Origin of the sequence: Qipengyuania algicida, from assembly GCF_009828025.1 — a bacterium.
GTDB lineage: Bacteria > Pseudomonadota > Alphaproteobacteria > Sphingomonadales > Sphingomonadaceae > Qipengyuania > Qipengyuania algicida.
In genome coordinates this window covers 96,408-109,982 of sequence record NZ_WTYA01000003.1, presented here as the reverse complement: position 1 = coordinate 109,982, position 13,575 = coordinate 96,408, and the positions used below count along the sequence as shown (strand labels likewise).

Annotated in this window: 11 protein-coding genes and 1 pseudogene; 5 read left to right on the top strand and 7 right to left on the bottom strand. The window is 61.5% G+C overall.

Translation table 11 applies throughout. The features are described 5' to 3' along the window. Positions 1-6: 6 nt before the first annotated feature. Complete coding sequence (locus GRI58_RS05175; RefSeq protein ID WP_160752515.1) at positions 7-1,098, bottom strand: alpha/beta hydrolase; 1,092 nt, start codon at positions 1,096-1,098, stop codon at positions 7-9. A gap of 154 nt (positions 1,099-1,252) precedes the next feature. Here GRI58_RS05175 and GRI58_RS05170 point away from each other — a divergent pair, with 154 nt between their 5' ends. Next, entirely contained in the window at positions 1,253-3,736 is a 2,484-nt protein-coding gene (locus tag GRI58_RS05170) for a glycoside hydrolase family 9 protein (protein ID WP_160752514.1), read from the top strand. Between the two features lie 75 nt (positions 3,737-3,811). Here GRI58_RS05170 and GRI58_RS05165 read toward each other — a convergent pair whose 3' ends face one another. Continuing rightward, positions 3,812-4,738, bottom strand: a complete 927-nt coding sequence (locus GRI58_RS05165; protein ID WP_237452126.1) for an alpha/beta hydrolase — start codon at positions 4,736-4,738, stop codon at positions 3,812-3,814. Positions 4,739-5,141: 403 nt separating this feature from the next. Continuing rightward, positions 5,142-5,433: pseudogene (locus GRI58_RS15620) on the bottom strand (IS3 family transposase); the annotation flags it as partial. 111 nt (positions 5,434-5,544) lie between these two features. On the opposite strand from GRI58_RS15620, the gene GRI58_RS05160 reads away from it, so the two are divergent. Then, on the top strand, positions 5,545-5,862 hold the full coding sequence (locus tag GRI58_RS05160; protein ID WP_160752513.1) for a hypothetical protein: 318 nt from the start codon (positions 5,545-5,547) through the stop codon (positions 5,860-5,862). 94 nt (positions 5,863-5,956) lie between these two features. Then, complete coding sequence (locus GRI58_RS15850) at positions 5,957-6,580, top strand: helix-turn-helix domain-containing protein (RefSeq protein WP_160752512.1); 624 nt, start codon at positions 5,957-5,959, stop codon at positions 6,578-6,580. A gap of 48 nt (positions 6,581-6,628) precedes the next feature. Here GRI58_RS15850 and ald read toward each other — a convergent pair whose 3' ends face one another. Then, on the bottom strand, positions 6,629-7,750 hold the full coding sequence (gene ald / locus GRI58_RS05150) for an alanine dehydrogenase (protein ID WP_160752511.1): 1,122 nt from the start codon (positions 7,748-7,750) through the stop codon (positions 6,629-6,631). Positions 7,751-7,879: 129 nt separating this feature from the next. Between ald and GRI58_RS05145 the strand changes: the two genes are divergently transcribed. Next, positions 7,880-8,341, top strand: a complete 462-nt coding sequence (locus tag GRI58_RS05145) for an Lrp/AsnC family transcriptional regulator (protein ID WP_160752510.1) — start codon at positions 7,880-7,882, stop codon at positions 8,339-8,341. A gap of 3 nt (positions 8,342-8,344) precedes the next feature. Here the strand turns inward: GRI58_RS05145 and GRI58_RS05140 are convergent, their stop codons facing one another. The 3 genes from GRI58_RS05140 to GRI58_RS05130 all read right to left on the bottom strand — a co-directional run bounded on the left by GRI58_RS05140 (position 8,345) and on the right by GRI58_RS05130 (position 12,886). Next, entirely contained in the window at positions 8,345-9,904 is a 1,560-nt protein-coding gene (locus GRI58_RS05140) for a DUF389 domain-containing protein (protein WP_160752509.1), read from the bottom strand. A 9-nt stretch (positions 9,905-9,913) separates the two neighbouring features. Continuing rightward, positions 9,914-12,247, bottom strand: coding sequence for a DNA translocase FtsK (locus GRI58_RS05135; protein WP_160752508.1), 2,334 nt, complete (start codon positions 12,245-12,247; stop codon positions 9,914-9,916). A 78-nt stretch (positions 12,248-12,325) separates the two neighbouring features. Beyond that, the gene (locus GRI58_RS05130; protein ID WP_337190883.1) at positions 12,326-12,886 is read right to left on the bottom strand and encodes a thiamine phosphate synthase; all 561 of its coding nucleotides are present in this window, start codon (positions 12,884-12,886) and stop codon (positions 12,326-12,328) included. A 23-nt stretch (positions 12,887-12,909) separates the two neighbouring features. On the opposite strand from GRI58_RS05130, the gene GRI58_RS05125 reads away from it, so the two are divergent. Next, entirely contained in the window at positions 12,910-13,569 is a 660-nt protein-coding gene (locus tag GRI58_RS05125; RefSeq protein WP_160752506.1) for a YggS family pyridoxal phosphate-dependent enzyme, read from the top strand. Positions 13,570-13,575 lie beyond the last annotated feature (6 nt).

Here is a 13,575-nt window from a genome sequence, read left to right as displayed (position 1 = left end):
GACCGATCAATCGGACGCAATCGGCGCGGCAAACGCGCGCCGCAGCGCGTTCAATTTTGCTGCGGTGAATTGCTTGGCTACCGACGTTTCCGGCGCGGCTCCGTCGAATCCATGAAATGCGCCGGGCACCACATGCAGCCCGGTTTCTATCCCTGAATCGATGAGCCGCCTAGCATAGGTGACATCCTCGTCAACGAACAGATCGATCGATCCCACACCGATGAATGCTGGCGGCAGGCCCGCCAAACTTCTGGTCCGCGCGGGAACGGCGCAAACCGGCACCGACGCCCCGCCTGGAGCCTGGCCAAGAAACGACCGCCAACCGAAACGGTTGGAAGGCGCATCCCAGGACAATTCGCCGATCGGCTTGGGCGGAATTCGGGTGCTGCCGGTGCGGTCGTCGAGCATGGGATAGATGAGGCATTGGAACGCGACCGGCACCTCCCCGCGATCGCGGGCGGTGATCGCCAGCAGTGCGGCGTGCCCACCGCCTGCGCTCTCTCCCATGACTGCGATCCGCTGCGGATCGACACCGAGTTCGGATGCTTGATGATAAAGCCATTTGAGCGCCGCGTAGTTCTGCTCGGCCGAGACTGCATAGGTCGCTTCGGGGGCGAGGCTGTAGTCCACTGTGACGATGACACAGTCTAAATCCCTGGCCATCGCCTGTTTGGCCGGAATTTCCGACTTTGCGCTTCCCAGCACGAACCCGCCGCCATGCGTGTGCAGAATGGCTGGACGATTTTTGCCGCCGGCGTTGATGACATAGGCTGTGACTGCGGGAAGCCCGCCCTGCACCTCGATAACCTGGGTCGATACCGGGATATCGGGAAGAGGCGCAGGCATCGCGCTTTGCGTCTGCTCGCGGATCGCTTGGTAGGTTTGTGAGAGGGGAGGCCCCTTGCGCCACGCGAGCATCGGCCTGGCGTATTTGCGCAGTTCTGGATTGACTGGTGCCAGCAGCGCCTCGTCGCTGTCCGCCTTTCCGATGCTCCCTGCGACAGCCGGAACGCCGCCAAGTAGTCCGAATGCACCCGCGCCCAGCCCCAGGCCGAGCGCAACCGAGCGGCGTCCATATTTGCGGCCCAATATTGTCATCTGTCGTCACTCCCTCTGCCCGTCGCAATTCGTTGGCGCAGGTTAAATCTCTTCACGCCATCGGCGCATTCCAACCCATTAGTCTGACTATTGCAAGAGCTTCCGAATGGAGTCATGATAGCGCTACCAAAAATAACTAGGACGGGAGATAGGGATGTTGAAGAAGGTCAGCGCGGCTTTGCTGGTGGCGACGAGCCCAATTGCTGCGGTCCATGCCGCCAACGGATCGGATCTTTCCATTTCTCCAGCAGGCACGCTGGAAGGCCGCGGGGTCAGCGTCGTCGTGGATCAGAATCCCTGGAGCCCGATCTTCTTCGACGAGAAGAATGGCGGAATCCAGATCGTCCTGCACGACCAGCGGATCGCCGCCGATGGCGATGTTCGGCTCAATCCTACGCCTGAGCAGTGGGACCCGGTGCCCAATTTCATCGATCGCACGATCGATAAGACTGCCAACCAGATCGTCGTTCGTGCCGATTACAAGGCAGTCGACCTCAGCTATCACATTCGCGTTACGCCCGAGGGGGATGGATTTCGCATTGCCGTCGATCTTGACAAGCCACTGCCCTCCGCACTTGCGGGAAAGGCGGGGTTCAATCTTGATTTCATTCCCACTGCCTATTTCGGCAAGACCTTCTACCTCGACAATGCACCGGGTCTGTTCCCGCGCGATGCCGACGGACCGATGCAGCGCGACGGTTCGGGTGATCCCCAGCCGCTGGCTTCGGGCGGCCATGCCATCACCCTTTCGCCCGAAGATCCCGACACGCGGATCACGATCACTTCGGACAAGGGGCCGCTCGCGCTCTACGATGCCCGAAACCGGGCGCAGAACGGCTGGTTCGTCGTCCGGTCTCTGATCGCCGCTGGCGCCAGCAAGGACGCGGTAGTGTGGCATGTGCGTCCGAACATCATCGCCAATTGGGTGCGCAAGCCGGTCGTCTCGTACAATCAGGCCGGATATACGCCGGGCCGAAGCAAGGTGGCCGTGATCGAGATGGATCCGAATTTTCAGGCACCAGGCGAAGCTACCTTGCTGAAGCTGACACCTGGCGGACAGCCCAAACCAGTGTTGACCGCCTCAACCAATCCGTGGGGCAAATGGCTGCGCTATCGCTATGCCACCTTCGATTTTTCGTCGGTTCGCGATCCGGGTTTGTACGAGATATCATATGGCGGCCAGACGACCGCGCCGTTCCGCATTTCGCCCGACGCCTATGATCATATCTGGCAAGCCTCGCTCGACACCTATCTCGCAGAGCAGATGGATCACATGCGGGTGCGCGAGCAGTACCGGATCTGGCAAGGCACCTCGCACCTCGACGATGCACGCCAAGCCCCGCCCAATATCACCCACTTTGACGGTTATCACATGGGCAGCGAACTCGATTCGCCGTTCAAGCCCGGCGAGCACATCCCCGGCCTCGATGTCGGTGGATGGCAGGATGCGGGGGACTACGACATTCAGACTCCGAGTAATTCGGCAGTCGTGCGCGATCTCGTCTGGGGCAAGGAATTGTTCGGGCTCGACTGGGACGAGACAAGCGTGGACGAAGCGGCGCGGCATGTGCAAATCAGGAAGCCGGATGGCGTTCAGGACTCAATTCAGCAGATCCGGCACGGCACGCTGCAGCTGCTGGCGCAATACAAGGTCTTCGGCCACGCGATCGTTGGAATTGTGTCTCCGACGCTGAAGCAATATACGCACCTTGGCGATGCCGCGTCGCAAACGGATGGCCGGATTTACGATCCCAAGCTCGGAAAGAACGAAACCAAGGGCGATTATTCAGGTAAGCCGGATGATCGTTGGGCCTTTACCACTGATTATCCCGCCAACGATTTGGCGATGGTCGGCGCACTGGCCAGCGCGAGCCGCGCGCTGAAGGCAACTGATCCCCAAATGGCGTCAGAAGCCTTGTCGGCAGCCAAGGACCTTTGGCAGGCCCAGCGCGACAAGTTTGGCCCTAATGCTGACTCCAGCGATGGGCGTGGCAGCCGTGAGCCCTTGGAGTTGGCCGATGCGAGTGCCACGATCGAGCTGCTGATCGCAACCGATGGCAATGCAGTTTACAAAGCGCGGCTCGAGAAACTGATGGCACAGATCGGCCAGCACTTCGAATGGATCAGTGGCCCGGCTGTACGCGCGATTCCTTTCATGGGGCCTGCCTATAAGCAGCAGCTGGTGCCACTGGTCGAAGCGCTCAAGCAGAAGGCGGATGAGCAGGCCACCAAAAATCCGTTCGGCGTTCCGATCGCGGATGGATCCTGGGCCGGGTCACATCAGGTCGCAATGTTCGGCTTCAACATGTACATGCTGCACCGCGCTTTCCCGAAGCTGGTCGACACGCATTACACGCTTGATGCGATTGATTACTTGCTGGGCCGCCACCCGGCGAACAATCTTTCGCTGGTTTCGACTGTCGGTACACAATCGAAACTGATCGGCTATGGCCACAATCGCGCAGACTACAGCTTTGTTGCCGGAGGGCTCGTGCCCGGTGTTCTGATCATCAAGCCCGATTTCCCCGAATTGAAAACCGACTGGCCGTTCCTGTGGTTCGAGAACGAATACACTGTCAGCACGACCTCAGCGTATATTCTGGCGGCCAATGCCGCGATCGCAGCGACAAGGCAATAAGGGTGAGGGGGCGCAGCGATCGATGCGGGGACAGGATGGCCTGCCCCCGCCCACTGATTACCGCGCCTTCCCGGTTCAATGCGTTGGTTGAGCTGGCCTCAGCCAACCGTGCATTTTCATCCACAGCAGGAATTCGTTGAACCAACCCGTGCTGGTGGTGTCTTTCTGGTACATCCCGAAGCCATGACCGCCCTGTTCGAACAGGTGGAATTCGACCGGCTTCTTGGCCTTGCGCCAGCTGTCGATTAGGCCAAACCCTCCGTTGCCGAAAAATGGGTCATCGGCGGCAAGGGCGACGAACAGCGGCGGGGCGTTGGCTGGGACGGTCACCGAGGCGAGCGGTCCGTAGATGATGCCCAAGAATGCCGGATTGGCGCCATTTTCGGCAAGCTCGGTGGAGAGGGTCAGCATCGCACCAGCGGAGAATCCGACCATCCCTACGCGGTTCGGGTCGACATGCCATTGCTTCGCATGGCTGCGAACAAGGGCGAACGCCGCGCGCGCATCGGCAAGCTGAGGCGCGAGCCGTGTTGAAGCATCTTCCGGCTGGGGAGGCCGTTTCGCAGTTCCGGAGAACATGTCGCGCATGGATTTTTCAAAGCCGGCCATGTCTGCCGGTGTCTGGTTGAGGCGATATTTGAGCACAAATGCTGCAACGCCGTGCGCGGCGAGCGCTTTCGCGACATCCCAGCCTTCGTTTTCCATCGACAGGGTCATGAACCCTCCGCCCGGTGCGACGATGACCGCAGTGCCGTTTGCCTTGGCTGGATCGGGCAGGAATGGGGTGAGTGTTGCAACGGTCACGTTTCGTGCGAATTTGCTGCCGTATTGCGAGTGCCAGGACTCAGGCGCAGTTGCGCCAGGCAGTTTGCCGGTATCGAGCGTGATCGCATTCGGTTGCGCCGGAATGGCAATCGGCGTCATCTTGTCGCTCTGAGCGCCCGCTGGCGAGGACAATGCCAAGGCGAGGCAAATCCAAACCGCCTTGGTTTGTCCGGACAATGATTTCACTGAGCGTCTTAAGGCCACGACATACCCTCCTGTCTTTCCGCAAGTATGACCGAGTCTGCTTCATATGTCTAACAAATGAGTTCGGTCAAGTTTGGTCAGATGTGAATTCGACCTGCGCAGGATTTCACGCCCTAATTGCTGGAACTGCCGGCACAGGAGTATCCGGAGCTGAGCTTCCAAACGGCCTTTCTTGGGGATTTCTCCCAATAAGGAATCTTCGTCCGCGCGCATCGGTCCGGCAAGGGTCGGGACAGACCTCCAGCGGTGAGCATGAGAGGGTCTAGAAGCCGTTTTCCGTTCGGCTATGCACGGTTGAACAGTCTACTCCAGCGCGATCTCGACGATCCGCCCCTTCGGGAAATTGATCCCCCAGATCGATTTCTGACCCTAAGGAGATATCGAGCTTATCGGATGCGGGATATCTCATACGTCGTCTCCCCCAAGCCCGGTCATGCTTTTTTGAGCAGACGGTTTTCCAGGGTGAGATCGGCCACGGCGACGAGACGGATGAGGCCTGCAGCATCGGCCAAGCGAGGAGGACTTCCGATCGCGCGCCTCGCGGCGCAGCTCCTTCACCTCGTCAGTGGTCGCGGCACGATCCGGATCTTGTCCTCGGCGGAGAAGTGTCGGCGGGACTTACGTCGGATATCCTTGGCCACCTGCTCGGCTGAGGTGTCACCGGACATCCGGACAGGGTTTTAATTTCCAGCGTCGAAGTCCATTGTGCAACGTGCTTCGGGTTCTTCAGGCTTTCGGTCTTCATTGCGATGGCACTAGCGGCACAATCCTTGAAGCCGATGCGGCGCAATGCTTCGGCGCGGGCCGCATCGGACTCCATGGGACATAAGGCCGCCAAACCTAATGCTAACGCATGGTTAAATCGGAATTTTTCGAACCCAATGGGGCGTTTCCGGGGTGGACTTTGTCTCCGCCATTTTCAGCCCAATCGCAAAGAAATCGAGCTGAGCGCTGCGGTTGTTTGCAGGCGGCTGCCATGGTTCCATCAAAATATTCGCCTTGCCCGCAATATTGGCGAATCGTGGAATTATCTTGCTCGATTAACTTATTTAAAAGCCGAAACCTGTCGGGAAGCTAAAGGCCTTCGTCACCTTTAATCCTCAACTGGTGATCTGTTTGTCCTTGCAATCCACCCTTCCGGTCCGGCTGTCTCCGGTCGACTGTTTGGCCATCGAGCGGGCCGGAGCAGCGGTGGCGTTCAGCGGCGCGGCACGGGTCGATTTGATTCGCGAAGGAGATCCGACACCTTCGGCGCTTGTCCTGCTGGAAGGGTGGGCCTGTCGCTACAAGGATTTGCCCGACGGGCGACGCCAGATTGTCGGGTTTGTCCTGCCCGGTGACGTGAGCAATCTAGGCAAACAGCTGGCGGGGGCGATGGATCATGCGATCCAGTCGATCACACAGGTGCGCTACATGCTGGTAAACCCCGAGCAGACCGACGCACTCGCTGCCAGTGTTCCTGGCTTCGTCGAGGCACTTCTGGCTCAGGAGCAAATCACCGCCGCGATCCAACGAGAGTGGCTGTTGAGCCTGGGGCAACGCCGGGCCGATGAGCGCATGGCCCATTTACTGGTGGAATTGCATTTGAGGTTGCATGCAGTCGGACTGACCGACCGGGCAACCTGTGATTTTCCGCTGGTGCAATCCGATCTGGCCGCTGCCACCGGCCTTTCGGCTGTCCACGTCAACCGGACGCTCCAACAATTGCGGCGTGATGAGTTGATCGAACTGTCGGGCAAGCGGTTGACGATCCTCGATATCGACCGTTTGCGTGAAATCGCGCAGTTCGAGGGACGCTACCTGCAACTTGCATGAAAAAAGGGCCGCGCCATCCGGCATATTCCGGCCAGCGCGCCCATTTTCTTAGCCGTTCTTGAGCACCTTCTCGACCGGCACGTAATCGTATCCTAGCTCACGCGCGACGGCTTCATAGGTCACCTGGCCGCGGTGGACGTTGAGCCCTTCGGCCAGATAGGGATTGGCCGCCAGCGCATCGCGCCAGCCCAGCTTGGCGATTTGCAGCGCGTGGGGGAGGGTTACGTTGTTGAGCGCATAGGTGCTGGTGCGCGCGACGGCACCGGGCATGTTTGCAACGCAATAATGGACGACATCGTCGACGATATAGGTCGGGTCGGCATGGGTGGTCGGTTTGCTGGTTTCGAAGCAGCCGCCCTGATCGATCGCGACGTCGACCAGAACACTGCCCGGCTGCATCTTCTTGAGCAGCTCGCGGCTCACCAGCTTGGGGGCCGCCGCGCCGGGGATAAGCACCGCCCCGATCACCAGATCGGCGTTGCACACTTCGTCCTCGAGGTTGGCCTTGTTGGAAAAGCGGGTCTTGGCGCGACTTTCGAAATGGATGCCGAGGCGTTCGAGCACCTCGGGATCGCGGTCGAGAATGGTGACGTCTGCGCCCAGGCCGACGGCCATCTGCGCGGCGTTGAAGCCGACCACGCCGCCGCCGATCACGGTGACTTTGCCCGGCAGCACGCCCGGGACGCCGCCGAGCAGCACACCGCGCCCGCCATGCGCCTTCTCCAACGCGGTCGCGCCCGCCTGTATGCTCATGCGGCCTGCGACCTGGCTCATCGGCTTCAATAGCGGAAGCGAATTGCCAGGACCGGTTACGGTTTCATAGGCGATGGCGGTGACACCCGACTTGACGAGGTCGGCGGTCTGCTCGGGATCGGGCGCGAGGTGCAAATAGGTGTAAAGGATCTGGCCTTCGCGCAGCTTGGCGCGCTCCACGGCCTGCGGTTCCTTGACCTTCACCACCATCTCGCATTCGGCGAATATCGGGTCTGGGCCGTCAACGATCTTTGCGCCAGCGGCGACATATTGATCATCATAGGCGCCGATGCCGTTGCCTGCGCCGGTTTCGATCCATACTTCATGACCTTGATGGACCAGTTCGCCCGCACTCTCGGGCGTCAGGCCGACGCGATATTCGTGGTTCTTGATTTCCTTGGGGCTACCGACGCGCATGACAGGACTCCTTCTATTTCGTGCCATGATAAGCCGTTTGAAGTGGAATGTTTTGCCTGAATTGGCCTTTGCATGTGCGCTCATCGGGTATATTTCCCGAATTGTTATGCATTAACGGGAAAAAATGTCATGGATCGTGCCGATATCCATCTACTTGAAGCGTTGCAGCGCGATTCCACCCAATCGATCGCCGAACTTGCGGAAAGCGCCGCGTTATCGACCTCGGCGTGCCATCGGCGCATTCGCGCGCTCGAGCAATCGGGCATCATTTCCGGTTATGGCGCGCGGCTCGATCCCAAGAGGTTGGGACTGAGCCTCGTGGTGTTCGTCGAAATCACGCTCACCAGTCAGAGCCACGAAGCGATGGACCGGTTCGAAAAGGCTGTGCGCGATTTCGATGACATCCTCGATTGCAACCTGATGTCCGGCAATGCCGATTACCTGCTGCGAGTAGCCGCGGCGGACCTTGAACAGTTCGATACGATCCATCGAGAATGCCTCGCGAGATTGCCCGGTGTGTCCTCGATGCGTTCGAGCTTTTCGATCCGCAACATCAAGCAATGGCGCGGCTATCCCATCGCGCGGGGGTGAACCCTAGTTCGTTTGGCCGTCGTCCGTGGGCGGTGCGCTGGCAGTCCATTTCGTGGTAATGGCGTCGGCTCGCTTTACCTCGTTGCGGATCAGCGTGATCCCCGGACCTTGCAACATCGGCATCACCGCATCGAGTGCATCCTTGGTACCCGTCAGGGTAACCGGGACACCGGTCCTCGTTGCCGCCCATCTGATCAGTGCGATCGGCTGTTGGGCGGTATCGCCCGGCTTGCCATCGGTCAGCGGGATATCCGGAAGCGCCAGCAAGGGTGGACGCAAGGCGATCGTCCAGTCGGGTGCATCGGCTGCAACGCGTTGTTCCAGATCGCGGTAGCCTTGCAGGGTGAGTCCGGGCAGCGGGCGTGCAACTGCCATTGCGCGCTGGCCATCCCGATCGAGCGTCACGTCGCTGCTGGGTATGCCAGCGATCAGCGCCAGCCGCCGCGCGACGTTGGCGACCGCGGCATCCTCGGCGGCCTTCTGCGCCGCATCGCGCGCCTGAGTGATCTGCGCCTGTTCCGCTGCGCCTGCTTCGGTACCCACACGGAATTGTTCGAGCGCGACATGCACCTTACGTCCCAGCGAATTGTCCAGCCGAGCTTCGACGCCTTGTTCGGCGTTCTTGACGAAGCTTGGCGTCAGCACGGTGGCCGATATTTCGAGCGGATTGGTGCTCCAGTCGATATCCTGCTGGCTGATGCGGGCGCGGTCGCCGAATTCGGCCTGTAGTGCATTGCCGACCATGCGCTGGGCGCGCGCCTCCCACGCGATGTTCCTGAGCGAGAGACCTAACGGAATCGCAAGCCCCACGAAGACTACGAATATGCCGATGTTCTGGAACCGCCCCTGCTTGCTCGATAGCGAGGTGCGGAAGCCATAGAGGCGTGCCATCATCGTCGCGGTAAGCGCGATGGTCAGGAAGTTGGTTATGTAGAGGCCGAGCGCGCCGAAAAATACCGTCCAGTTGGCGGTGGCGAGGCCGAAACCGATGACCGCCAGCGGCGGCATCAGCGCGGTGGCGATGGCAACCCCGACAATGGTGCCCTCGCGCCCGCGGATCATCGCATAGCTACCTGCGAGCGAGGAAAACAGTGCCACCATGAGGTCGAACAGATTGGGCCGCGTGCGCGCTGCGATTTCGGGCGTCACCGTTTGCAAGGGGGAGAAGACGACGATCAGCGCGCAGAACAGCACCGCGAAGATCGTCCCCAGTCCCAAGGCTTCGGCGCATAGCCGCAGCCACTTGGCCTTGCCGGTTGCCAATGCAAAGCCCGCACCAAGGATCGGGCTCATCAGAGGCGAGAGCAGCATCGCGCCGATCACCACCGCCGGCGAGGACAGCAGCAGGCCGAGGATCGCGATACCCGCCGACATCATCACCATGAAGATGTAGCGCGGGGTGAGTACGCTCTCGCCCGCGATCTTGGCGATCACGGCGGTCCGGTCGATGTCCTTGATGACCTTGTGCCGCCACCAGTATCGCCATGGCGCGATCGTTCGCCCTGCCGGGCCATACACCCAGCTTTTGCGTCGCGGCAGATGGTCGTCGGTTACGGCAGTCATGGCGGCGCCCTAAAGCGGATTGCCATCCTGGTCGCGGAAAATCTCGCGCCTGCCGACATGATTGGCCGGGCCGACCAATCCTTCGCTCTCCATCCGCTCGATCCATTTGGCGGCGGTGTTATAGCCCACGCCCATCTGCCGCTGGAGCCAGGAACCGGACGCTTTCTGGTTCTCGATCACGATCTGGCAGGCCTGCCGGTATTTGCGTTCTTCGGGGTTGTCGGAGGCGGTGAATTCGTCCTCGAAGGAGAAGCCACCGTCTTCCGGTTCCTCGGTGACGGCATCGACATAGTCGGGACTGCCCTGCGCACGCCAGTGATCGGCCACGCGTTCGACCTCTTCGTCCGACACGAACGGCCCGTGGACGCGGATCATCGCGCCGGTGTTGGGTTTGTAGAGCATGTCGCCCTTGCCCAGCAGTTGCTCGGCGCCCTGTTCGCCCAGGATCGTGCGGCTGTCGATCCGGCTGGTGACCTTGAAGCTGATCCGGGTTGGCAGGTTTGCCTTGATGACGCCGGTGATGACATCGACCGAGGGGCGCTGGGTCGCCATGATCAGGTGGATGCCCGCCGCGCGGCTCTTCTGGCTGAGGCGCTGGATCAGCACTTCGATCTCCTTGCCGACGGTGACCATCAGGTCGGCCAGCTCGTCGACGATCAGCACGATCTGCGGCAGCACTTCGTAATCGAGCTGTTCTTCCTCGTAGAGTTCCTCGCCCGTTTCCGGGTCGAAGCCGGTCTGCACCCGCCGCCCGAGGGGCGCGCCCTTGGCGATCGCCGCCTTTACCTTCTCGTTGAAGCTGGCGATATTGCGCGAGTTGACGCTCGACATCATGCGATAGCGCTTCTCCATCTCCTCGACCGCCCATTTGAGCGCGCGCACCGATTTGGCCGGTTCGGTCACCACGGGGCTGAGGAGATGCGGAATGTCGTCGTAAGTCTTGAGTTCGAGCACCTTGGGATCGATCAGGATCAGGCGGCACTCGGTGGGAGTGAAGCGATACAGCAGGCTCAGCAGGATCGCATTGAGCCCGACCGACTTACCCGAACCGGTGGTGCCCGCAACCAGCAGGTGGGGCATGGCGGCAAGATCGGCGATGATCGGCTCGCCGGCGATATCCTTGCCCAGGATCATCGGCAACGCGCCCTTGCTGTCGGCGAAGGCAGCGCTTTCGGCCAGTTCGCGATAGCTGACCATCTGGCGGTCGGCATTGGGCAATTCGATGCCCATCACCGTCTTACCAGGGATCGGGCTGACGCGGGCGGACACTGCGCTCATGTTGCGCGCGATGTCCTCGGCAAGGCCGATGATCCGGCTGGCCTTGATGCCGGGCGCCGGTTCGAGCTCGTACATGGTGACGACCGGACCTGCGCGAACCGCGGTGATCTCGCCATTGATCTTGAAATCGTCGAGCACGTTTTCGAGCAGGCGTGCGTTGCGTTCCAGCGCCAGCTTGTCGAGCTTGACGCCTTTTTCCGGTGGGATCTCGGCCAGCAGGTCGAGCGAGGGCAGGTCGTATTGCGCGAACATGTCGCGCTGCTTGGCCTTGGTCGGAACGCTCGCGCGGCGCGGCGCAGCGGCCGGATCGGGAATATCGGGTGCACGGCGCGGCGGCGTGGTGTCTTCGATCGGCTCGACCTCCGGTTCGGCCCGCACACGCTTTTCAGGCTTGCGGCGGGTGAACGCCTCCGGATCGGACTCATCGGTGCTGCGATGGCGATGAAGGAAGTCGGGCAAGGTCAGGAATTGCCTCCAATCGATCGCGAACACGCGCGTCGCCAGCGCCAGCCCGCCCGCAAGGCATGCGAGCGCCAGCACGAGCACGATCCAGCCCGACGCCGCCTCACCGAAGCGCGCCGCTATTCCCCCGATTCCCAAAGCTATCACTTGGCCGATCAGCCCGCCGGGGCCGGCCGGGAGACTTCCGCTGCCCGGATCGAACACCAATGCAAGCACGGCGCCGAGCAGTGCCATAGCTATGGCGAGCAGGCCGAGTGGCCGCCACCACCGCCCCGTCGGACCATCTCCGTCGACCTCGATATCGCGCCACAGCCTTCGTGCGGCGACATAAAGCAAGGGCAGCAGCAGCACAGCGGGGAAGCCGAACCACCCGAGCGCCTGATCGCTCACCCAAGCCCCTGGCGCACCCATCCAGTTGCGGATGTCCGCCCCCGATGCGGCGGTGGAGGCGCTCGGATCGGTGCGGGTATAGCTGATGATCGCGAGCGCGAGGAATAGGGTGAACAGCGTCAGTAACCCGGCGCCGCTGATCTCGAGCGCGCGGCGCAGCGAGCGGCGGAATGCTGCCTTCCAGTCGGGCGGGGTAAGGGCGCGGGTTGCCATGTGATCGTCCAGATTTGTGTCCCAAAGCCCTTTATGAGTACTCGGGGACTCGCGCGTCAAGCGCCCTGCGCCGGTTCGTTATCGCGAAGAGAGCCCATCGATCGCGCTCCAGCGGAGCCAGGGCAGTGCTTTGGCGCGCTCCCGCGTCATGCCCCCCAGCGCAATCACCGGAGTGGTCGATGCATTGGCGAGCGCGAGGAATCGTTCGGGACCGAGTGCCTCGCCGTCAGGGTGCGAGCGGGTTGGAAATACGGGTGAGAGAAATATGCCATCTGCTCCGCAGGTAGCAGCGGCGGCAAGCTCCTGCTCGTCATGCGCGGTGGTGAGGAGCCACCCTGTCGCGAGCCTTTGGCCGAGCTCGCATCCGGGCGCGGCATAAGTGCCGTCGGCGCCCCACGCGGCAACTTCGGCCCAACTTGCCCGCGCGAGAATAACGAGGTGGTCGTTCTTCCCGGCAATCTCCACCAGATGGTCAAACCGGCGCCTGCGCTGTTTGGGATCGAGGTGATAGTGACGGAAGACGAAGCCCGAGCCTGGAGGGAGAGCCGTCAGCGCGTCCTCGAGCCCCGCATCGTTGCGCGCGTCGGACAGCAGCCACAGGAACGGCAGATTGCGGGAGGGGGTCTGGCGCTCGCTCACACAGGGACTATAGCGCGTGGCCAATGGAAAAGTCAGCCACCCCGCTCGAACACATCCGCGAATCCATCGCCCGTGCCTGCCGCATCGCGCGCCGCAAGACAGAGGATGTGACCCTGATCGCGATCAGCAAGACAAAGCCGGTCGAGGCGATCATGCCGTTGCTGGAGCAGGGCCAGATCCACTTCGGCGAGAACCGTGTACAGGAAGCGCAGGATAAGTGGCCTACGCTGCGCGAGCAGTTTCCCGAGCTGCGTCTGCATTGCGTCGGCCAGCTTCAGTCGAACAAGGCCGAAGATGCCGTGCAGCTGTTCGACTGCATACATTCGCTCGATCGGCCTAGCCTGCTCAAGGCGCTGGCCAAGGCATTCGACAAGACCGGCAGGCGCATCCCGTGTTTCGTGCAGGTCAATATCGGCACCGAGGACCAGAAGGGCGGCTGCGCGATTGCGGATTTGCCCGCCTTGCTGGAGCAGGCGCGCGATGCGGACGTCCCGCTCGCCGGATTGATGTGCGTGCCACCCGCCGATATCGAGCCCGCACCGTTCTTTGCACTGCTCGACAAGCTGGCGCGTGACCATGGATTGGATGGGCGCAGCATGGGAATGAGCGGCGATTTCGAGACCGCGATTCAGCTGGGCGCGACCCATGTACGGGTCGGCACGGCGCTGTTCGGCGAGCGTTAGGAGCTG

Bases quoted from the DNA above. Each gene is read 5' to 3' on its own strand.
- GRI58_RS05160 (WP_160752513.1), top strand. From the start codon at position 5,545: ATGCGGCGCAATGCTTCGGCGCGGGCCGCATCGGACTCCATGGGACAT.
- GRI58_RS05135 (WP_160752508.1), bottom strand. From the start codon at position 12,247: ATGGCAACCCGCGCCCTTACCCCGCCCGACTGGAAGGCAGCATTCCGC.
- GRI58_RS05175 (WP_160752515.1), bottom strand. From the start codon at position 1,098: ATGACAATATTGGGCCGCAAATATGGACGCCGCTCGGTTGCGCTCGGC.
- GRI58_RS05170 (WP_160752514.1), top strand. From the start codon at position 1,253: ATGTTGAAGAAGGTCAGCGCGGCTTTGCTGGTGGCGACGAGCCCAATT.
- GRI58_RS05125 (WP_160752506.1), top strand. From the start codon at position 12,910: ATGGAAAAGTCAGCCACCCCGCTCGAACACATCCGCGAATCCATCGCC.
- ald (WP_160752511.1), bottom strand. From the start codon at position 7,750: ATGCGCGTCGGTAGCCCCAAGGAAATCAAGAACCACGAATATCGCGTC.
- GRI58_RS05145 (WP_160752510.1), top strand. From the start codon at position 7,880: ATGGATCGTGCCGATATCCATCTACTTGAAGCGTTGCAGCGCGATTCC.
- GRI58_RS05140 (WP_160752509.1), bottom strand. From the start codon at position 9,904: ATGACTGCCGTAACCGACGACCATCTGCCGCGACGCAAAAGCTGGGTG.